The 19844-nt window shown below is 62.3% G+C and carries 17 protein-coding genes and 1 pseudogene; 3 read left to right on the top strand and 15 right to left on the bottom strand.

All coding sequences use genetic code 11. The annotated features are described in order from the left end of the window. Positions 1–53: 53 nt before the first annotated feature. Positions 54–1427 (bottom strand): ABC transporter substrate-binding protein, encoded by a 1374-nt coding sequence (locus QA637_RS25455; RefSeq protein WP_153437946.1) that lies wholly within the window; start codon positions 1425–1427, stop codon positions 54–56. 110 nt (positions 1428–1537) lie between these two features. On the opposite strand from QA637_RS25455, the gene QA637_RS25450 reads away from it, so the two are divergent. The 3 genes from QA637_RS25450 to QA637_RS25440 all read left to right on the top strand — a co-directional run bounded on the left by QA637_RS25450 (position 1538) and on the right by QA637_RS25440 (position 5209). Continuing rightward, positions 1538–2575 (top strand): LacI family DNA-binding transcriptional regulator, encoded by a 1038-nt coding sequence (locus QA637_RS25450; protein WP_283065481.1) that lies wholly within the window; start codon positions 1538–1540, stop codon positions 2573–2575. Between the two features lie 18 nt (positions 2576–2593). Beyond that, complete coding sequence (locus QA637_RS25445) at positions 2594–3403, top strand: glycerophosphodiester phosphodiesterase (RefSeq protein ID WP_283065479.1); 810 nt, start codon at positions 2594–2596, stop codon at positions 3401–3403. Between the two features lie 288 nt (positions 3404–3691). Then, positions 3692–5209 carry a sulfatase family protein gene (locus QA637_RS25440; RefSeq protein WP_153438034.1) on the top strand — a complete coding sequence of 506 codons (1518 nt, stop codon included), beginning with the start codon at positions 3692–3694 and terminating at the stop codon, positions 5207–5209. Positions 5210–5381: 172 nt separating this feature from the next. On the opposite strand, the gene QA637_RS25435 is transcribed toward QA637_RS25440, so the two are convergent. From QA637_RS25435 to QA637_RS25370, 14 genes and pseudogenes are all read right to left on the bottom strand, one after another. Then, a complete protein-coding gene (locus QA637_RS25435) occupies positions 5382–5510 on the bottom strand; it encodes a hypothetical protein (RefSeq protein ID WP_283067346.1) in 129 nt (42 codons plus the stop codon). Beyond that, positions 5508–6007: pseudogene (locus tag QA637_RS25430) on the bottom strand (sarcosine oxidase subunit alpha); the annotation flags it as partial. The pseudogene QA637_RS25430 and the gene QA637_RS25435, both read right to left, overlap by 3 nt. 253 nt (positions 6008–6260) lie before the next feature. Continuing rightward, the gene (locus QA637_RS25425; protein WP_283065477.1) at positions 6261–7340 is read right to left on the bottom strand and encodes an ABC transporter ATP-binding protein; all 1080 of its coding nucleotides are present in this window, start codon (positions 7338–7340) and stop codon (positions 6261–6263) included. 1 nt (position 7341) lies between these two features. Beyond that, a complete protein-coding gene (locus tag QA637_RS25420) occupies positions 7342–8538 on the bottom strand; it encodes a glycoside hydrolase family 172 protein (protein ID WP_153437955.1) in 1197 nt (398 codons plus the stop codon). A gap of 33 nt (positions 8539–8571) precedes the next feature. Beyond that, a complete protein-coding gene (locus tag QA637_RS25415) occupies positions 8572–9420 on the bottom strand; it encodes a carbohydrate ABC transporter permease (RefSeq protein ID WP_153437957.1) in 849 nt (282 codons plus the stop codon). Further along, positions 9410–10354 (bottom strand): carbohydrate ABC transporter permease, encoded by a 945-nt coding sequence (locus tag QA637_RS25410; RefSeq protein WP_153437959.1) that lies wholly within the window; start codon positions 10352–10354, stop codon positions 9410–9412. Before QA637_RS25410 ends, QA637_RS25415 begins: the two co-directional genes overlap by 11 nt. A 57-nt stretch (positions 10355–10411) precedes the next feature. After that, the gene (locus tag QA637_RS25405) at positions 10412–11767 is read right to left on the bottom strand and encodes an ABC transporter substrate-binding protein (protein WP_153437961.1); all 1356 of its coding nucleotides are present in this window, start codon (positions 11765–11767) and stop codon (positions 10412–10414) included. Positions 11768–11830: 63 nt separating this feature from the next. After that, positions 11831–12835, bottom strand: coding sequence for a LacI family DNA-binding transcriptional regulator (locus QA637_RS25400; RefSeq protein WP_153437963.1), 1005 nt, complete (start codon positions 12833–12835; stop codon positions 11831–11833). Between the two features lie 338 nt (positions 12836–13173). Beyond that, positions 13174–14217: an L-idonate 5-dehydrogenase gene (locus tag QA637_RS25395; RefSeq protein ID WP_283065475.1), complete on the bottom strand. Its 1044-nt coding sequence runs from the start codon at positions 14215–14217 to the stop codon at positions 13174–13176. Positions 14218–14231: 14 nt separating this feature from the next. Beyond that, positions 14232–15638 (bottom strand): TRAP transporter large permease, encoded by a 1407-nt coding sequence (locus QA637_RS25390; RefSeq protein WP_283065473.1) that lies wholly within the window; start codon positions 15636–15638, stop codon positions 14232–14234. 3 nt (positions 15639–15641) lie between these two features. After that, on the bottom strand, positions 15642–16217 hold the full coding sequence (locus QA637_RS25385; RefSeq protein WP_153437969.1) for a TRAP transporter small permease: 576 nt from the start codon (positions 16215–16217) through the stop codon (positions 15642–15644). A gap of 121 nt (positions 16218–16338) precedes the next feature. Continuing rightward, positions 16339–17313 carry a sialic acid TRAP transporter substrate-binding protein SiaP gene (locus QA637_RS25380; protein WP_153437971.1) on the bottom strand — a complete coding sequence of 325 codons (975 nt, stop codon included), beginning with the start codon at positions 17311–17313 and terminating at the stop codon, positions 16339–16341. Positions 17314–17353: 40 nt separating this feature from the next. Next, positions 17354–18097, bottom strand: coding sequence for a FadR/GntR family transcriptional regulator (locus QA637_RS25375; RefSeq protein ID WP_283065469.1), 744 nt, complete (start codon positions 18095–18097; stop codon positions 17354–17356). Between the two features lie 291 nt (positions 18098–18388). Next, complete coding sequence (locus QA637_RS25370; protein ID WP_153438035.1) at positions 18389–19594, bottom strand: tlde1 domain-containing protein; 1206 nt, start codon at positions 19592–19594, stop codon at positions 18389–18391. Positions 19595–19844 lie beyond the last annotated feature (250 nt).

Below are 19844 nucleotides of genomic sequence, written 5' to 3'. Positions count from 1 at the left end.
AGGCCGTCTCGCAACCGTCGACCCGTGCGCCGTGCCGACGAGACCGCCCGGACCTATTTGACGGTCACGTCTTCGAGGGTCGCCGATGCCTCTTCGATGACGAAATCGGCCGCTTGCTCAGCCGACAGCCGCCCGGACTCTATGCCTTGAATTCCGGCAAAGATGATGCCGTTAAGCTCGCCAAACTGCGAGTTGTTGGGCAGGAACTTGGTGATCTTGAGCAGTTCCGTTGCCCTGGCGAGCGGCCAGGCCTTGGCATAGCGCGGGTCCTCGAGTTGCTCGGGTTTGATGCCGAGATGCGTCGTTGTGACCGCATGATCGGTGTTGAGATCGACCGCTGAAGCGTGGCCAAGCAGGCGGACGGCGAGTTCCGGCTCCTTTGTGTCGGCCGCGATCGCATAGACGATCGGGTGCGTCAGACTGACCGGCGCGCCGCCCTTCTGGGGTGCCGGACCGGTGATCCAGCCCCAATCCGCGAAGAATGCCTTCTCGTCCTGCGGCAACCCGTAGGTCGGGAACGCGACGCTGCCGAGGTCCCAGATGCCGTACATCCAGAATGCGGCGTTGCCGGTGTAGAATTCCTTGCGCAGCGCGTCGAACTCCATCGCCGTATTGTTGGCCGGGATGACCTTTTCCTTCACCCCGCGCTCGAACCAGCCGAAGGCGGCAGCAAGCTTGTCGCGCTCGAGGAGCAGCTTGCCGGTTGCCGGATCGACGAAGTCGTTGCCATAGGCGTTGAAGACCATGATGTAGTCCGGCCCCTTGTTCGGCCGGTGAAGCACGCCGTACTGAGCCTTCGTGTTGTCGACGACCTTCTTGGCGATCTCCAGCACCTCGTCCATCGTCAGGTCGCCCGACAGCGCCCGCTCCGGCATGGCGTCGACGAAGGCAGCGTCGTAGCCGGCCTCGCGCAGGAGCTTCTTGTTGTAGAAGAACATTCTCGCCTCGGCGTCCTGCGGAATAGCATAAATGCCGTCGGGACATTTCGCCGATGACCAGAGCGACGGAAAGATCGTGCCGAAGTGCTGAGGGTATTTCGCGATGTAATCATCGAGCTTGAGAACGAAGCCATCCTCCTGGAAGGCACAGATCCATTCGTGCGCTGCGATGAAGATATCGGGGCCCTCGCCGATGCCAAATACCTTGAGAAGCTGCAGTGCATCGTCGTCGAAACCCTTAGCGGGGCTCTCGCGCACGGCAACCTCGACGCGCTTGGGCGAGCCCTCGGCCTCGAGCTCCTTGTTCAACCGCTCGGCAGCCTTGACCACATTGCCTGGGCGCAGTGGCCCCGACGGATCCTGGCGCGACCAGAGCTCAAGCTTCACAGTTTCTTGCGCCAACAGGGGTGTTGCTGCAAGGAAGGCCGCACTGCCGGCCGCCAATGCTGCACTCAGAAGCGCAGCCGTTCCGATCCTCCAGTGAATCATCTGATTTCCTCCCAGCCGCGACACGCTTGCATCGTGCCGTCATTGATTGTTGCAATGCTGTGCAACACGATTATGAATGCGCTTTGGGGAATGTCCAGCGGAGTCGAACGGTGTCGGATACCAGAGACAGCAACCCGGGCCGCTTTGTGAGCGCCCACGCGGTCGCCGAGCTTGCCGGCGTGTCCCGGTCGGCGGTTTCGCGGGCCTTCACCCCTGGCGCAAGCATCGCGCCAGCAACGCTGGCGCGGGTGCGCGAGGCAGCCGCGGCGCTCGGATATCAGGTCAACGATCTCGCACGCGGGCTTCTGGCCAATCGCAGCCGGCTGGTCGGGCTCGTGACCTCGGACGCCGAAACTCCATTCCGGGCCCAGATGATCGCGGCTCTGTCGCACGCATTGATCGAGCGCTCCAACGTACCGGCGATCATCAGCATCGGTCCCACTGCGGACGACATTGCGAATGCAACACGTCAGCTGCTCCGCTATCGGGCGGAGGCTACCGTCTTCCTCTCGGGTTCGCCGCCGACCAGTCTTGTCGAGCTCACGCGGCGAAATGGACAGCCGCTGATCCTGATCAATCGGGCCGAGACCGGCCTCGACAGCGTCCATTGTGATGACAGGGACGGAGCACAGCAGGCCTTCGAGGCCCTGCGCCTGACAGGAGCCTCTCGTTTCGCCGTGATCAACAGGATAAACCCGAGCCCCTCCCTCTTTGCCCGCGAGCACGCCTTCGCCGAGTGTGCTGCGGCTTCCGGATTCGAAGCGACGATCGTTCGGGCGGCCCTTGCCGACTATGATGGCGGGCGGGAGGCGGCGCGACAGCTGCTGGAGAGCGGGCCTGCACCCGACGCGGTCTTCTGCGTGAACGATCTCATGGCATTCGGAACGCTCGACCACTTTCGCGGTGCGGGCTTGCGCGTGCCCGCCGACGTTTCAGTCATCGGCTTTGACGATGTGCCCGTCGCCGCATGGGCTTCCTACCGTCTGACCACTCTGCGGCAGGATCCACGGCGAATTGCCCATGACGTCGTATCGATACTCGACCGGCGCCTCGCCGATCCCGACTCGCCGCCGATTTCGGCCTACGTGCCGGTTGAGCTTGTTGTTCGCGAAACAGTCAGGGCGCACGGTCTGGAAGTCGTGTCATAACGATGTAGGATCTCGAATATGGCCTTCAGCTTCCTTGCCCGCGAAGCGGGACGTGTCCATGTCTGTGGCCACCGCGGCTACAGCCTCCATTACCCGGAGAATACGTTGCCGGCATTCGAAGCGGCAAAGGCTGCAGGGGCGACCACGGTCGAGATCGACGTGGTGCTGACCGCCGACGGTGAGCCGATCATCCTGCACGACCTGACTGTCGACAGGACGACAAACGGACACGGCTTTGTGGCCGACCTCAACCTCGAGCAGATCCGCAGCCTGGATGCGGGGGCCTTGTTTCATCCCGCCTTCGCCGGAACGAAGATACCGACCGTGGCGGAGGCGCTCGATTGGGCGAAGGTGCATAACATGGGTATTGTGCTCGAGATCAAGGAGGCAGAGCGCCCGGACATAGCTGTTGATCAGGTGGCAGCCTTACTGCGATCGACAGGTAGTCTCGACCGGGTCATTGTCATCGGCTTCGACCATGTGATGCTGAAGCGTGCGGTCGAGCGGCATCCGGACCTCAGGACCGAAGCCATCACCCACGCTCGCCATGCCGACCTCGTGGGGGTTTTGAAGGCGTGCAGGGCGAGTTCGGTTTCGATTGAGCTCGACATGCTCCACCCCGACGATGCGAAGGCATTGCATGAAGCAGGCCTCAGCAACCGCGTACACGTGCCTCGCCCTGATATGCTCGCCGAGTATTGGCGGGGCGGACGCGATCCCCTGCCGGACCTCGTGCAATGGATCGCCGACGGCCTCATCGACACGATCTCGGGCGACGACGTGCCGTTCATCGCCATGCTCGTCAAGCGCGCCGGCCGCACCGGCTGAGACCTCTACTGAATGTTTTCCTTAAATCGAATCCGATTGAAGGATAAAAACATGCAGCAGTTGAGAGTGTTACGGCGACCTTTGCCCGTCTGATAAGACGCACGGCGCGGTCAGAGGCGAGCCGACCATAGCCGATAGCTCGCGCTGATCGCCTGCAGGTGGTGGGGTGGTCCCCGGGGCCATTACAATCCGGTTGCGGCCGAGCTCTTTTCGGCGAGAATGGGAGGCTGGGACGTTCGCACGACATGCTGCTTTCGGCAGCTCTGAATGAGGGACAGCCGAGACACGATGAACGCCGTGTTCGTACTCTTTGACTCGCTCAACCGTCACGTGCTCGCCCCATACCGGGGGCAGCGGGTCCCGACGCCCAATTTTTCCCGACTGGCCGGGCGTGCCGCGACGTTCGAGCGCCACTACGTCGGCAGCCTGCCCTGCATGCCGGCGCGCCGCGACCTGCAGACTGGACGGCTCAGCTTCCTTCACCGGAGCTGGGGGCCACTCGAGCCGTTCGACAATTCCTTTCCCGAGCTGTTGCGTGAGGCCGGCTGTTACAGCCATCTGGTCACCGACCACTTCCACTATTTCGAGGACGGTGGCGCCACCTATCACACCCGGTATGACAGCTACGATTTCATCCGCGGGCAGGAGGGCGATCCGTGGAAGGCGATGGTGCAGCCACCCTGGGAACGCCTGCGTCAGATGTATCATGAGCGGCAATTCAGCCAGTCGGCACGCGACAAGTTTCGCCGCAACATCGTGAACCGCGAGTTCATCAAGGAGGAGAGCGACTTCCCGTCGATGCAATGCTTCGCCGCCGGCCTGGAGTTTATCGAGCGAAACAGGACAGCGGACAACTGGCTCCTGCAGATCGAGACGTTCGACCCCCATGAGCCCTTCACTGCGCCGGAGCGGTTTCGCGAGGCATTCACGACGGGCTGGAACGGCCCGATTCGCGACTGGCCACGCTACGGCCGCGTCGACGAACTGCCGGAAGAGTGCGAGGAACTGCGCGCCAACTATTACGCCCTCGTTGCGCTTTGCGATTTCCTCATCGGGCAGCTACTCGATTATTTCGATCAGCACGACCTTTGGCGCGACACCGCACTTGTCGTCACGACCGATCACGGCTTTCTGCTCGGCGAGCACGATTTCTGGGCCAAGAACCGGATGAACATGTATGAGGAGATCGTGCATATCCCGCTCTTCGCCTACGATCCGCGCCGCCCGGGAAGCGCGGGCGTTCGGCGTTCGGCTCTGACCCAGACCATCGATCTCGCGCCAACATTCCTCGATCTGTTCGGCGTTCCGGCCGTTGCCGAGATGGAGGGGCATTCCCTGCTGCCACTGTTCGACGCCGATCGCTCGCTGCGGCGCGGCGCCCTCTTCGGCTATTTCGGTGGCGCGATCAACGCGACCGACGGACGATACACCTATCACCGCTTCCCGCCAGACCCTCGCTCGCAGGAGCTCTATCAATACACACTGATGCCGACGCACATCTGGGAGCCGTTCACCCCGGAGGAACTCGCCGGAGCCTCGCTTCAACAGCCGTTGCCGTTCACGAAGGGAGCCCCTGTCCTCAAGGTACCGGTGATAGAGCGGTCGCCGATGTACGACAACTACGGTCCCGGCGCGCTTCTCGAGAGTGAAACCCGGCTCTACGATCTTGCTAATGATCCGGGACAGAATACGCCCCTTGTCTCCCCGGAGATCGAGGGGGCAATGACCCGTCTCATGCAGGATCTCATGCGCGCCAATGATGCTCCGCCAGAAGCTTACGCGCGGGTTGGGATCGAGGCTGAGTAATGTAACACGCTTCCCCGACATCGCTTCGGAGAGCGAAAGTCATCACCGTCCGAACTCAGATTTCCCGTCTGCCTCCCAGGCCCCGACTCGGCTGCAAGTCGAGCAGATACCGGCGGCAACCTTTTTTCATGGTCGGGCTTGCGACGTAGAAGCGTGTTGTAGCGGCCTGCAGTCAACCAGATATCAGCGTTGAAAGCTGCTCGGGAAGTTTCACCCTGGAGGCTCTGTAAGCGGCAATCACGCGGTTGGCCATTAGCATGGCGATGGTCATCGGTCCGACGCCACCCGGAACCGGTGTGATAGTGGACGCGATAGAATGGGCGCTCGAGGTCACATAGCCCTCGTCGTTCTCGAGCGTGGCCGCCGCTCCCTTGGCGAGAATGTGCGAACCGCTGCGGAACGACGGCTTCGGGTCGAGCGGCACGACGCCCACCAGTTGCGGCCGGTCGGGCGCAGCCAACCCCTCGCGCTGCAGCATCGCCTTGCCGATAAAATTGGGCTTGGTCGCCGAGACCATCTTGCCGAAGCCCAGATCGGCCGGGATAACCGTGCCGTTGATCTCGTTATGCGTCACATGGCCTTTTTCAATGCGCAGAACACTGAGCGCCTCGGCACCGTAGGGCATGATGCCGTGGCCCTTTCCGGCTTCCATCAACGCAACGGCGACGCTTTCACCGTAGCCGGCCGGAACCGCAAGCTCATAGGCGAGCTCGCCCGAGAAGGAAATCGGAAGAGGCAACCGTAAGGCGCGCCGCCGAACAAAGAAACCTCCTTCGCTGCGAGGATGGGGAAGGCTGCGACGATCCGGACCTACTGGGCAATGCACGGAGCCGATCAACTGCTGCACCAGCTTACCAATGCGGCGCTGGTGCTTGGCGCGCTGGTGTAGATGCTTTCATCCCTGGTGCCACGCATGCGATTGGCAGGGACGGGCGTCGGACTTGTCTGCGAGAGCGGAACACAACGAAGCAACAGCCCGTCCGCGAGCAGGCCGGCCCTCAGAGCTTTGCAAAACTGGCAGCTACAGCAACCACACATCAAAAGCACTGCATCAGTGGCTGCACGGTGCCCCTTTTGGGTCGCCCCTGCCAAGTCGGAGCGTGCTCTGATCGTCGAAGAAGTGGACGTCCGCGGAAGCGAAGGCGAGACCGATCTGGTCGCCGGGTGCGAGGCTGACGCGCTCGCGAAGCAGCATTGCCAGTTGTGCTCCGCCAAGCTCCACCAGAAGGTGTGTTTCGTCGCCGGTCGGTTCCACGATCAGCACCTTGGCGGAGGGGCCGGTGGCGCCGATTTGCAGCTTGTTTGGCCTTATTCCCGCGACGGCCGGTGCGCTATGAGCCAGATTGGCGGCAGGAATAACGAAGCCGCCGGGCCCTCGGAACGTGCCGTCGACAACCTCGCCCTTGATGAAATTCATCGCAGGACTGCCGATGAAGCTCGCGACGAAGAGATTGCGAGGATTGTCGAAAAGCTCCAGCGGCGTCCCGATCTGCTCGACATTGCCGTCGCGCATCACGACGATGCGGTCGGCCATCGTCATGGCTTCGATCTGGTCATGCGTCACGTAGATGCTGGTGGTGCGCAGGCGCTGGTGCAGACCTTTGATCTCGGCACGCATCTGCACGCGGAGCTTTGCGTCGAGATTTGAGAGCGGTTCGTCGAACAGGAAGACTTCCGGGCGGCGGACGATGGCCCGGCCCATGGCGACGCGCTGGCGTTGGCCGCCCGAGAGCTGGCCGGGATAACGGTCGAGCAGACCCTCCAGGCCAAGCATGGTAGCCGCTTCGCCGACCTTCTTCTTCTGTTCGTCCTTCGGGAGTCGAGCGAGGCGAAGTGCAAAGGCCATGTTCTCCGCAACGGTCATGTGCGGGTAGAGCGCATAGTTCTGGAAGACCATCGATATGTTGCGGTCCTTCGGAGCGACCTCGTTGACGATGTCCCCTCCGATCACGACCGCTCCGTCGGAGATTTCCTCAAGGCCGGCGATCATGCGCAGAAGCGTGGACTTGCCGCAGCCCGATGGGCCCACCAAAGCGACGAATTCGCCGTCGGCGATCTCTGCCGAGACACCATGAACGACTTCCAGTGAACCATAGCGCTTGACCACATTCCTGATTTCGACGCTGGCCATCTCACCCTCTCGCTTTCTTCATTGCCGCTTCCATGTTGTGGAACGGGCGGCGATAGGTCGGCACCCGCTCCGCGACATCGGGGAACTTGCCGAAGGGCTTGTGCGGCTCTGCCTGGTACCAGAAGGCGACGGAGGAGATATCGTCGGCGCGGCGGTTGGCATGACCATGTTCGATTGTCACCCGAATGCTCTTCTGGAAGATAGCGGGGTCTTCGATATGCCAGCGGTAGAGCGTGACCGGCTCGGTCCAGTTGGGGCCGCCGGCTGCGATGATGCCGTGATAGGGGGCGCTATAGTCCTGGGTCGGGCACCAGGCGGTGTTGAAATAGTCTTCCGTGCCCGTGCCGTGCAGGGTCGGCGGCCAGGCATCATTGTCGCCCGGCTCCGACTCCGGCCGCGGTTCGATCAACGCCGCTTTGGGACCGATGCGCGGATCGGGCTTGCGAACCGTATCGGGCACCGACAATCCCTGCTCGCCGTCGATGAAGATCATGTCGTCGCCTTCGCCGTACCAATCCCAGACATCCGAGCGACGACGCGAATAGACGCTGTAGAGGACGCCGACGTAATGGCCGCGCCCCTCGGCTGCGAGGATCGTGTAATTCTGCCGGCCGTCGACGTTCTCGCCGCCGAAGAGGAACTGTTCGTTGGTCAGGCCGGCTTCGCTCATACCCGCCGGCCGTGCCTGGCGGTAATGGGCGTGGAAGCGGCCCATGTCCTCCTCGAGAACATCGTGAAGCTCGAGATCGATGTAGTAGTAGAAGAGGAGGTCGTGTTCCGCCTCGTTGGTGACGGTGAACTTCATGTGCGAGCCGAAGGGCATGGGGAAGTAGCAGTTGAAGGCCTTGCCGTCCTCCGGGCTCGCCTGCATCGGCAGGCTGGCATAGTTGGCGGTGCGGGCATGGCCCATGCCGAAGAAATCGCCGATGGGCGCCTCGATGCTCGGCTCCGTCTCACCGTCCCAATAGGCCCTGAGCACGATCTTGCGCAGGAAATCCTCGCTCTCGCATGCGAGCGTCGCCCAGATATGGGTGATGATGCCGGCGCCTTCGTGCTCGCCGATCACCACCGTCTTGCCGGGTTCGATATGCAGCCTGTCGTCATTGCCGCCGGTGCGGTCGTAGCTGGAGAAGCGGCGCGTTTTCGCGTTGCGCAGCTTCGCGAGACCGCGAAGGGGCGAGAGGCCGGCATTGGTCATTCGAATGTCTCCTGTGCAATGTGCTGTCGCGGCTTACTTGAGTCCGCTGGTCTTGAGGGAATCCATGATCTGCCTCTGGAAGATCACGAAGAGGATGAGCGTCGGGATCGCGACGATGGTGGCGGCGGCCATCATGTAGTTCCACGATGCGGAATACTGGCTCTTGAAATTCGCAATCCCGAGCTGGACGACCCAGAGATTGGGGTCCGAGGTGATGGTGAGCGGCCAGAGGAACGAATTCCAGTTGGCCAGGAAAAACAGGATCGCCAGTGCTGACATGATGGGACGGCTGAGCGGGAGGATGACGCTCCAGTAGATCCGCCAGTAACCCGCGCCGTCGATGCGTGCGGCCTCCTCGATCTCTTTCGGCAGCGACAGATAATACTGCCTGAGCAGGAAGATGCCGAAGGCATTGAAGATCGCCGGGATGATCAACCCCGCGTAGGAGTTGAGCATGCCCATCGCTTTGACGATGACGAAGAGCGGCACAATGATCACCGGCAGCGAGACGAGGAATGTCGAGAAGATCGAGAGAAACAGCACCTCGCGGCCGGGAAATCTCAGCCGCGCCAGCGCATAGCCGGCCATGGTGTGGAAGAACAGCGCCACGATCGTCACCGCGGCCGACACCAGGAAGCTGTTGGTCATGTAGCGGATGAATGGAACGGCGGTCAGCACATAGATGAAATTGTCGAGGGTCGGCGATTGCGGGATGAGGTTCGAAGAGAACGACTCCGCCGCCGGCTTGAAGGCGATCGACACCATCCAGAAGAGCGGAAACAGCGTCATGAAGGCGAGGCTGGCCGTCACCAGCATCCAGACGCCACGCACCAGCGTGACCTGCGACCGGGAGAAATAGGGCTGGGGGCGCTTACTGCTCATGGTTGAAACGTCCTCCTCGCGTCAGGGCAAAGAACACCGCTGTCACGATCATGAGCGCCACGACCAGGATGGAGGCCATGGCCGCCGCATAACCGAAGGCGCCGAAGCCGAAGGCCTGCTGGTAGATGTAGACGATCAGCACCGCCGTGGCGTTGGCAGGCCCGCCCTTGGTCATGACGTAGATGATGTCGAAGGCCTGTGCGCCTGCGACGGCTGCCACCATCGACACCATGATCACGAAGAAGCTCGTGGGTTTGAGAAGCGGCAGCGTGATGAACCAGAAGCGGGCGATGGCGCCGGCCCCGTCGATCATCGCCGCTTCGTAATATTGGCGGGGAATGTCCTGCAGACCGCCCAGGAAGATCAGCATGTAGAACCCCATCAGGAACCAGACGCTGACCAGGACGATGGTGATGAGCGCGAAGTTGGGGTCGCCGAGGAAAGAGAAACCGCCGATGCCGAGTGCGGCCGTCAGTCTGCTGACCACGCCGATCTTGTCGACCACCATGAACTGCCAGACAAGCGCGACGACGACGAGGCTGACCATGTGCGGTGCGAAGAACATCGAACGCATGACGGTGTTGAAGCGGTCGGTGCGCTGGACCAGAAGGGCAAGGCCCAGCCCGCATGCGTAGAGCAGCGGGACCAGCATGACGGCATAGAGGGCGGTCACCTTCGCGCCCTTCCAGAACAACGGGTCGTTCCACATGCGCAGGTAATTCTTCGCACCGACGAAGGAATAGCCGCCGAAACCGTTCACCTCGAAGACGCTGAGCGCGAGGGAGAGTGCCATCGGCACGCCGAGAAAAACGAGCAGTCCCAATGCGTCCGGCAAAACGAACAGATAGCCCGCGATCCACTCGCGGTGCTTGGCGGAAAGGCGAGTCCGGCCGGCGTGCCTGCGCCGCGCGGCCGTTTCGGCAATCGTTGTCATGACGTCATTCCCAGCTTGCTGAGGCGGCCGCATCGAATGCGGCCGCCGGTTTGGCCGTCAAAGGATCGGCGCGCCCTGGTAGCTCGAAAGGAACGCGTCGAGCTGCTGGGAGGCGGCCGTCGCCGTGGCTTGCGGATCGGCGCCGCCCAGTTGCGTCTGCTGGATCGCGTCGGAGATGATCTTGTAGACCTCCGGCGGCACGCGCGGCTCCGCCCGGGTTCCGGGATGGATCTCCTTGGCGAACGTGCCGATCATGCCCGACGAGAAGGCCTCGCCGCCAGCCTTCAGCGCGCTGTTGCGCGGCGGCATGTCGGATTTCCCCTTGGTGCACCAGGTAGCGACCCGATCGATCGAGCCCTGTTCCTTGGAGGCGAGCGCCCAGGCGCAGAATTCGCCCGCCGCGTCGGAATTGCGGCCTTTGGCATTGGCAACGAACGCCCATCCGCCACCCACGGTCACATATTTGCCGTTCGGCGGGGTGGGCAGCCGGAAGACGCCGTACTGGAAGTCCTTGGCATTGCTCTGAAGCTGCGAAATGCCCCAGATGCCGACGTTCTGCATGGCGACATAGCCAGATGCGAGGTTGGCGATGGTGTCATGCCCGCCCGCACCCATGATCTGGCGGGGCGCCACGCCGCTGTTGATCGCATCCTGCCAGAACTTGAGCGCTTGCACGGTGGCCGGTGAATCGAAGCTGCTCTTGCCGTCCGCCGTCTGGAACTCGCCGCCGCCCTGCCAGAGGAAGGGATACCACGTGAAGTTCTGGTAATAGCCCGGCTGGGTCTCGAACATCACCCCGAAGCGCTCGGGTGTCGTCAGCTTCTTGGCGACCTCCAGCAACTCCTCCCACGTCTTGGGAACGTCGTTCTCGTTGAGGCCAGCCTCCTCGAATGCCTTGACCGAATAGTACATGGCCATCGGTTCGACCTCCATCGGGATGCCGAAGACCTTGCCGTCCACCATGCGGTTGGCGATGACGCTTTCCGGAAAATCCGCCCTGGTGGCTTCGTCGATGAAGGGGGTCAGGTCCTTGAGGACGCCGCCATTGTAGTAGCGCAGGAAGTCGCCCGGCGAGATGATGAAGATGTCGGGCCCTTCGCCGGAGGCAAACGCGGTTGCCAGTTTCGGACCGCTGATATACTCGGAGTTCGGAATGAACTCGAGCTCGATCTTCTGCGGGTGGCTGTCGTTCCAGTCCGCGACCGTCTTTTCGAACCATTCGACCTGGCTCGCCACCGGTCCACCGGGCGCATAAAACTGCCAGAACTTCAGCGGCGTTTCCTGTGCCCGCACCGCCAGGCGATTGATATAGGGAAATCCGCCGAGGCCGACGATGCCGCCGGCCACCGCCGCACCGCCCTTGAGCAGGCCGCGTCGCGTCAGTGTCGGAAATGCCTTCTTTTTGTCACTCATTACTTCCTCCCGGGTTTTGCTGGTAAATACCCCCGGGGCTCCTCCTCCGGGGACGGCTTCGCCTTACGCCGTATCGAAGGCGTGAAGGATGCAGGGGATCACCTCCGAGCGAGGCGGCCCTGAATACTCGCCCGACAACCGTTCGAGCAGCATGGCGGCCGCTCGATGGGCAAGCAGCGAAGGGCTGTTGCCGACACGCGCGATGCGCGGCCGCACATATTCGAGCTGTGGCTGGTCGCCGAAAACGGCAATCGCAACGTCGTCGGGAATGCGAATGCCGCGGTCATGGAATTCGGCGATTGCACCCGCCGCCATGAGATAATTGCCGAAAAAGATGACTGAAGGCAGGCGGTCGCCATGGGTCTCCACCAGCCAACCCACGGCCTCCTGTCCCGATGGGCTGAGATAGGTGCCCTCGCGCCGCAGCTCGGCGATCGGTTCGACCCCGTGATCGCGCAGTCCCTGCTCGAAACCCGCCGCTCTTGCCATGGCCTCGGCAAAGAAGGACGGGCCCGTGACCTGCGCGACGCGCTTGTGGCCTTTCCTGGCGAGGTAAGCACCCATCTGGTAGCCGCCGCCGAAATCGTCGATCTTGACGCTGTCGACCGCCGCATTGGGCAGGTCACCGATGAAGACGGTGGGAATGTCTATGCCGATCAATGTGTCGTGCATGCCATGCAGCGCAAAGTCGCCGACGATCAATCCATCGATCCGGCGGTTGCGTATCTGTTTCAGATATTGGTGGCTGTGCTCCTGCGAGTGACCGCCGGGAACGTCGGTGTTGAAGATCAAAAGATCCAGCCCCGTCGCCTCGAGATCCGATTGCGCGGCTTTCACGAGTTCCGGATAGAAAGGGTTGCGGATATCCGGGATCAACATTGCCACCAGGTTGGTCCGCCCCGTGCGCAGGCTCTGTGCCTGGGGGTTCGGTACGTAGCCCAGCTCGGCTATCGCCGCTTCTACCCTCCGACGCATTTCTAGCGAAACGCGGTCTGCATGATTCAACACATGAGAGACCGTGGTCAGAGATACGCCCGCTCGTTTCGCGACTTTAGCAATCGTTGTCATGTCTTGTTGAATAAGCGATTACAAATCGTTTTGCAAATCGTTTTGCAAAACGATTTGCAACATTCCTGCGATGGAGCGGGTGATAGCCAGAAGCGAGCAAATCTGAAGGGAGGCTTACAGCGCCGCGCGTCCAACCCGACGCGCCAAGGCCGCTGTAGCACTTTGATTTGCTGCGTGATTTTACCCTTAAATCGATTCCGATTTAAGGAATCATGCAGTAGGTCAGAGCGGTATTATGAGGGCAGGACTTTGCAGGCGTTCGCCGTCCACTGAAAGTTGGTGCCGTGACAGGGGCGGTCCCAAGATCGCTCGAATCCGTTCCAGCGCACAGAGTTCACCTAGCAAAGAAATGTCAGTTGCACCTTGCAGGCAACGGAGCGGTCGCCGGCCTGTTCGAAGGCCGCGACCGCCTGCTCGACCGGAAAGCTGTGTGAAATGATCGGCCGGACATCGATCCGGCGATGGGCGATGAGGTCGACGGCCAACGCGAACTCGCGGTCGAAGCGCTGCGATCCGACGAGGCGCAATTCCTTACCGACGATCGCGTTGAGCGGAAGGGTGATGTCGCCCGTGACGCCGACCTGCACGATCAGACCGCGCGGTCTGACCGCGGCGATCGCGCCGCGCAGGGCCGGTTCGGCCGCGGAGCATTCGAAAACCACGTCGAACTGGCCCTTGTCCACCTCGTAGGCGGCAAGGCCCGCCGGCTCGCGCCGGACGTTGACGGCCCGGGCCGCACCCATCGCCATTGCCCGCTCAAGCGCCGCATCGGCAAGGTCCGTCACGACGACCGTCCCGGCACCCGCATGGCGGGCGGCCGCGACCACGAGCGCGCCGATCGGCCCGGCGCCGGTGACGAGCACCTTTTTGCCGTTGAGGTCCCCGGCCTGCGCCACGGCGTGAAGGCAAACCGCGAGCGGCTCGGCACAGGCCGCCTCGCCGGCACTGATGAGTGCGCCCGCGGCAAAACATTGGCTCACTGGCACGACGAGCCAATCGCGGAACATGCCCTGCGTGTGCGGGAAACGCATGGCGCTGCCCAGGAACCGCATGTTGAGGCAATGAATAGCGAGCCCCTCCGCGCAAAAGCGGCACGCGCCGCAGGGCTGGCTCGGATTGATCGCCACCAACTCGCCGACTGCAAGTCGGGACACGTTGGCCCCAAGCGCAGCAACATAGCCGGCAGCCTCGTGGCCGGGGATGATCGGCTCGCGCACCCGGATGGGGCCGAAGCCGCCATCCTGGTAGTAGTGAAGATCGGAACCGCAGATGCCGCCGGCCGCCATCTTCAGCAGCACCTCGCCTTCGCCGGGCTCTGCGACATCCTCGGCCTCGAGCCTCAGATCACGTTGGCCGTAGAGCCGGGCGAGACGCGCGTGCATGGGCGCTCCTGCCATCAGCGGATCAGTCCGACGACGCCCGGCAGCCATAATGTGATCGCCGGCACGAAGGTGATCAGGATCAGCGCGATGAAAAGCGGCAAGAGCCAGGGCAGGATCGCCATGGTCGTCTTCTCCACCGAAAGCTTCGCCACGCGCGAGAGCACGAAGAGCACCATGCCAAGCGGCGGGTGCAGCAGGCCGATCATCAGATTGAGGGTCATGATGAGGCCGAAATGCACCGGGTCGATGCCGAACTGGGCCGAAAGCGGCAGGAGGATCGGAACCAGGATGGTGATCGCGGCGATCGTGTCCAGGAAGCAGCCGACGAAGAGCATCAGGAGGTTGACCAGGATCAGGAAAACCCACTTGTTCTCGGTAATGGTCAGGATCGCGCCGGAGAGCATCTGGGCGGCCTGGCTGACGGTCAGGAGCCAGGCGAAGATCGAGGCGGCCGTGACGATGAAAAGCACCGACGCGGTCGTCTCGATCGTGTCGAAGGTCGCCCGGGTGAGCGTCGACACGGTCATCGTGCGGTAGCGCACCAGCCCAAGGAACAGTGACCACAGAACCGCGGCAACGGCCGCCTCCGTCGGCGTGAACCAGCCCATCGTCATGCCGCCGATCAGGATCACAGGGGTCATCAGCGCCATGACGGCGGAAAAGTCGAAATACCAGTCGAGCGCAAGAAGCACGACGAGGGCGATGCCGACGGCGGCGTTCATCGACAGGCCTGCCGCCATCAGGAGATAGACGACGACGGGCACGGCGAGGACAACGACGACCTCGAGCGAGGCCGAGAGCAGCCGTTTCATCTCGAAGGGCGTATCCGAACCCCAGCCGCGCTTGTAGGCATAGATCGCCACCGTCAGCATCATCAGCACCGTCATCACCACGCCGGGAACGATGCCGGCCATGAACAGCGCGCCGATCGAGACATTCGCCATCATGCCGTAGATGACGAAGGGCAGCGACGGCGGAAAGATCGGTCCAAGCGTCGCTGAGGCGGCGGTCACGCCGACGGCCGCCTCGACCGGATAGCCGTGATCCTTCATCGCCTTGATCTCGATCGTGCCGATGCCGGCGGCGTCCGCAAGTGCCGTGCCCGACATGCCGGAGAAGATCACCGAGCCGATGATATTGACCTGCGCGAGGCCTCCCTTCATCCAGCCGACGAGGGCGACGGCGAAGGAATAGATGCGGCCTGTGACGCCGGCGGAGTTCATCAGGTTGCCGGCGAGAATGAAGAATGGCACCGCCAGCAGCGGGAAGCTCTCCACGCCGGCGATCATCCGCTGCGCGGCGATGATGTCGGGCGCGACATTGTAGAAGACAAGATAGAGGACCGAGGCCGCGGCCATCGAGATGGCGACCGGAACGCCGACCACCATCAGCACGAGAAACGAACCAACGAGCAGCAGCATGGATCAGTCCTCAATCTTGTGGAATTCTTCCGGCCTTTCGAGAACCGAATAGCCGCGGCGTTGATTGGCGATGAAGACCTGGATGGACCGGATGAGCATCAGCACAAAGCCGGCCATCACGCTGTAGAAGACGATGTTGCGCGGCAGATCGACCGTCACCATGCGCTCGTTGGCGACGACCGCCACATAGCGCCACATCAGCCAGCAGGCATAGGCGAAGAAGCCGATCCGGACGACATCGACGAAGATCGCCATGCCGCGGGCCACGGACCGCGGGAAATAGTGGTAAAGCACGTCGACCTGGATGTGCCGCGAGACGCGCACGCACATGACGGAGCCCAGGAACACGACTCCAATCAGGCAATTGGTGGCGATCTCCTCCGTCCAGGCGTAGGAGTTGTTGAGCACGTAGCGCGTGAAGAACTGCAGGAAGACGCATCCGGTCATCAGCCAGAAGAAGGCGAGCGTGACCCAATCCTCGATGGCATAGTTGGAAACATTTGTGGCCGGCACGGCGGCATCTTCGAAGGAATGGGCAAGCTCCTCCGGCGTCGACTGCAAATGGACTTCTTGGGACATGGTGTTCATCCGGCGTTCGTGGGGACGGAATGCCGGCGACCCTGGCGGCCGCCGGCAGAGCGGAACGAGGAAAAGTGTCAGCGGTTTTCCGCCCGCATCCCGCTCTCGGCTATCAAGACACTCACTTGACGGCGCGGATGGCCTCAAAGTCTTCCTTGTTGTAGCCGAAGTCCTCAAGCTTGACCTTGTCCATCACGGTCGACTCGAAATCGGCCTTGTCGACTTCGGTCACTTCGATGCCGCGTTCCTTGAAGGTCTCGACGAGTTTCTTCTCCCGCTCCTCGATGATCTTGGTGGCGCGCTCCGCGGCCTCCTGCATCACTTCGGTGAAGATCTGCTTGTCGGCATCGGAAAGCTGCGACCACAGGTTCTTCGACACCACCGTGTTCAGGTGATCGACGATATGGCCGGTCAGCACGATGTGCTTCTGCACCTCATAGAACTTCTTCGCCTCGATCGTCGTCAGCGGGTTTTCCTGGGCTTCGACCGTGCCGTTCTGGAGCGCGAGATAGACCTCGGCAAAGGCGATCGGCGTCGTGTTGGCGCCGCAGGCGCGCGGCATGGCGAGATAGGCCGGTACGTCCGGAACCCGCATCTTCAGCCCCTGCATGTCGGCGCATTTGGCAATCGGCCGGTTCGACGTGGTCTGGCGGGTGCCGTAATAGGTGACGGCGGTAATGTGGTTGCCGGATGCGTCCTCATAACCTTGAGCCAGACGCTTGAAGACATCGCTCTTGGTGTAGGCAATCAGATGGGCCGGGTCGCGGAAAATATAGGGGAAATAGGTAACGCCGATCGGCGCATATTCGCGCGCGGCAAAGCTTGAACCGGAAATGATGATATCGACCGTGCCGAGCTTCAGGCCCTGGTTGATATCGGCCTCCTTGCCGAGCTGCGAGGCCGGGAAGACGTCGATCTTGTAACGCCCTTCGGTACGCTTGCCGATCTCCTCGGCAGCCCAGACGGATTCCGTGTGGAACGGCTCCGAGGTCTCGTAGACATGCGCCCATTTGAGCGCGGTCTGGGCCTCGGCGGTCAGCGCCGAAGCCAGAATGGCCGCGGTCGCACCCAGCAGCGTCAACAGTCTGAATTTCATTCTCTTCCTCCTCCGAAGATGAAGTGATTGAGCAAAAGCGCTAATCGCTTCCGACACGCCTCCATGCGGCCGGTATCGTGCTGTCGGACGGCTCCTCCCCGAAGCTCGCCGACAGGCGAATCTGTGACTGGTCGAGATGCGCGCGCATTGCGGCGCGTGCGGCGGCCGGATCGCCGGCGGCGATTGCGTCGCGGATCACGCGATGCTCCTCCATCGCGGCCCGCCAGGTGTCGGTGTTTTCGAAATAGCTGGCGAGCTTCTCGAAGTAAGGCGTCATGCGCATGTCGTGGATGCTGCCGACAAAACGGTTCAACGTCTGATTGGCGATGATGCTCGATACGAGGACATGGAACTCACGGTCGAGCGCGAGCGCCTGACGGCGATCCTCGAGTGCTGACGACATGCGCGCAAGGTTGTCGTCGAGAATGGCGATATGTTCGGGGCGCGCCAGCCGGGCCGCCTCTTCGGCGATGGCGCATTCGACCACCGCCCGCGCCCGCAGCAATTCGAACGGACCTTCGAAATCCTCCGGCGGCACATCCTGCGCCGGCACCCTGCGCGCCGTCACATAGATACCCGAACCCATGCGGATGTCGATAAAGCCTTCGACCTCCAGAACGATCAATGCTTCCCTGATGGTCGGGCGGGAGACGCCCAGTTTCTGCGCCAGCTCCCGCTCGGCCGGAAGCCGCGAACCGGGCCCCAGTTCGCCGCGCTCGATCAGGCTCCGCATCTGGTCCGCCACCTGCCGATACAGGCGGCGCGATTCCACGGCAGAGAACATCGCATCCTCGCTGCAGATCCAGGCCATTATCGGCCTAGTGGCCAAGTGGTCATACCAATTTGCGTTACAATACGCGCCGTTCGGGCGATGTCAATCAAACAATGCTCTGTTCAAAGCAACGGGGAAGCCGCTGGAAAGCATCATTCTGGAAAGATGCTGTGGGCGAGGACGAGGTTGCTGAGGACGGCCACAAGGCCGCGCGTTGGCCCGTGCTCGATTTTGGCAAAGCCTTCATGCCTACCGGGGTACACCGGCACGCCTCGACGCGGATCGCTAGTCGACCGCGGCCTGTCAGGTGTTCCTTCCATTCGATGCCAAACGCAGGCCGGCTGCGCGTCCGCCGCTCGGCACCACGACGATCTGCCTGACCTTGCCCTGTTTGAAGGCGGCGAGGAAACGCGGGTAGTCCTTGAAGGCGACGCAGCCATGCGATTCCGCCCGGCCGCCGCGCAGCAGGTAGCTGTGGGTCAGGAAACCGTCGCGGCCGTGCTTGTTCCTTCCATCGACAGGCAGCATGCGGATCGCCTCTACCCCATGGAAGCGCGCTTCGCGCATCTTCAGATTGTAAGTGTGCGGTGGGGTCGGTCCGGTCATCTTGACATTCACGTAGCGTGGGTCATCGGCCATCTTGCCGATGCCGGAATGGGCTTCGAGTACGCTGCCGTCGGGCATATAGACCTTCGCGGCGGTGATGTCGTAGACGGCGACGCCATTTCCCGGCCTGGCACCGCCGCCGAACATGTTGCGCAGCGCCTGGCCGAAGCCACTGCCGGAACTCGTCTCCGGATCGTCCGGCCGCGCATAGGCGAGCTTCTGCTGTTTTGGCGTTTCGCGTTCGTCGGCCTTTCCGGTCTCTTCGGTCTTCGGCGCCCTTCCGTCTTGGGCCTTTCCGGTCTCGGATTTATCCGTTTCGGCAGCAGGCTTTGCGGCTTGATCGCCGCGGGGGCGGAACTGCGGCATAGGACCGACTGACGGGGTGTCCTCGTGCTCTGGCAGGGCGGCGTCTTCGTCCACGGTTGGATCCTGCGACACGGCGATGTCATCCTCCAACGGCGCCGTCAGCAACGCCGAGAACGCAGCGCCGGTCGCTCCGCTTTGGGAGGGGGTGGCATAGGCCAGTTGGGTCAAGGGCTTATCAGTCGAAGCGGCGGGCCGTGGACCGAAGCGTTCCGGCACAGGTGCCTCGATCTTTGCAGTCGCCTGGGGGGACTTGGCAGCGTGGCCGGCGAGTTCCTCGGATGTCAATGCGGCCAGCTTCACCGCGGCGTCGAAGTGCGCCGCTTTGCCACTTGTGTCGGCATCTGCCGAAACAGCGGGATGGCGGGCGGATTTTGGTGCGGGCAGGAGCTGCGCCGCGGCGGCGACCAGGCTCGGCGCCTGGCCGAACCTGGCGTGCTTTTCCCATGGGCGCTCTCTTGTCCTCTCCGCCAAATGGAGTTGCGGCTTGGGCAGCAGGTGTCCGGAGCCATGAGCGAAGGAGTTGCCCATCGTGACCATGCCAGCCACCGACCACGCAGTCGCGCCGGCAAGGGCGGTGCCGCAGCAGGTGATCAACAATGGACGCAACAGACGGTGCAAAAATTTTGGACGAACGATCTTACTCAACAACGCATATCAAGCCAAAAAATCCCGCAAAGGCCCACGGGCCGACGAGCGACCACCGCTGCGCGACTTCTGGATTGTCCCCTTCTTGACGACGGATTGAGAAAAGATGGACAACTATGGTTAAATTTTGCTTTCCAGAACG

The sequence above is a fragment of the Sinorhizobium terangae genome (assembly GCF_029714365.1).
Classification (GTDB): domain Bacteria; phylum Pseudomonadota; class Alphaproteobacteria; order Rhizobiales; family Rhizobiaceae; genus Sinorhizobium; species Sinorhizobium terangae.
This window is presented reverse-complemented; position numbering and strand designations above follow the sequence as displayed.

Bases quoted from the DNA above. Each gene is read 5' to 3' on its own strand.
- QA637_RS25455 (WP_153437946.1), bottom strand. From the start codon at position 1,427: ATGATTCACTGGAGGATCGGAACGGCTGCGCTTCTGAGTGCAGCATTG.
- QA637_RS25445 (WP_283065479.1), top strand. From the start codon at position 2,594: ATGGCCTTCAGCTTCCTTGCCCGCGAAGCGGGACGTGTCCATGTCTGT.
- QA637_RS25440 (WP_153438034.1), top strand. From the start codon at position 3,692: ATGAACGCCGTGTTCGTACTCTTTGACTCGCTCAACCGTCACGTGCTC.
- QA637_RS25425 (WP_283065477.1), bottom strand. From the start codon at position 7,340: ATGGCCAGCGTCGAAATCAGGAATGTGGTCAAGCGCTATGGTTCACTG.
- QA637_RS25420 (WP_153437955.1), bottom strand. From the start codon at position 8,538: ATGACCAATGCCGGCCTCTCGCCCCTTCGCGGTCTCGCGAAGCTGCGC.
- QA637_RS25415 (WP_153437957.1), bottom strand. From the start codon at position 9,420: ATGAGCAGTAAGCGCCCCCAGCCCTATTTCTCCCGGTCGCAGGTCACG.
- QA637_RS25410 (WP_153437959.1), bottom strand. From the start codon at position 10,354: ATGACAACGATTGCCGAAACGGCCGCGCGGCGCAGGCACGCCGGCCGG.
- QA637_RS25405 (WP_153437961.1), bottom strand. From the start codon at position 11,767: ATGAGTGACAAAAAGAAGGCATTTCCGACACTGACGCGACGCGGCCTG.
- QA637_RS25400 (WP_153437963.1), bottom strand. From the start codon at position 12,835: ATGACAACGATTGCTAAAGTCGCGAAACGAGCGGGCGTATCTCTGACC.
- QA637_RS25395 (WP_283065475.1), bottom strand. From the start codon at position 14,217: ATGCACGCGCGTCTCGCCCGGCTCTACGGCCAACGTGATCTGAGGCTC.
- QA637_RS25390 (WP_283065473.1), bottom strand. From the start codon at position 15,638: ATGCTGCTGCTCGTTGGTTCGTTTCTCGTGCTGATGGTGGTCGGCGTT.
- QA637_RS25385 (WP_153437969.1), bottom strand. From the start codon at position 16,217: ATGTCCCAAGAAGTCCATTTGCAGTCGACGCCGGAGGAGCTTGCCCAT.
- QA637_RS25380 (WP_153437971.1), bottom strand. From the start codon at position 17,313: ATGAAATTCAGACTGTTGACGCTGCTGGGTGCGACCGCGGCCATTCTG.
- QA637_RS25375 (WP_283065469.1), bottom strand. From the start codon at position 18,097: ATGTTCTCTGCCGTGGAATCGCGCCGCCTGTATCGGCAGGTGGCGGAC.
- QA637_RS25370 (WP_153438035.1), bottom strand. From the start codon at position 19,594: ATGGTCACGATGGGCAACTCCTTCGCTCATGGCTCCGGACACCTGCTG.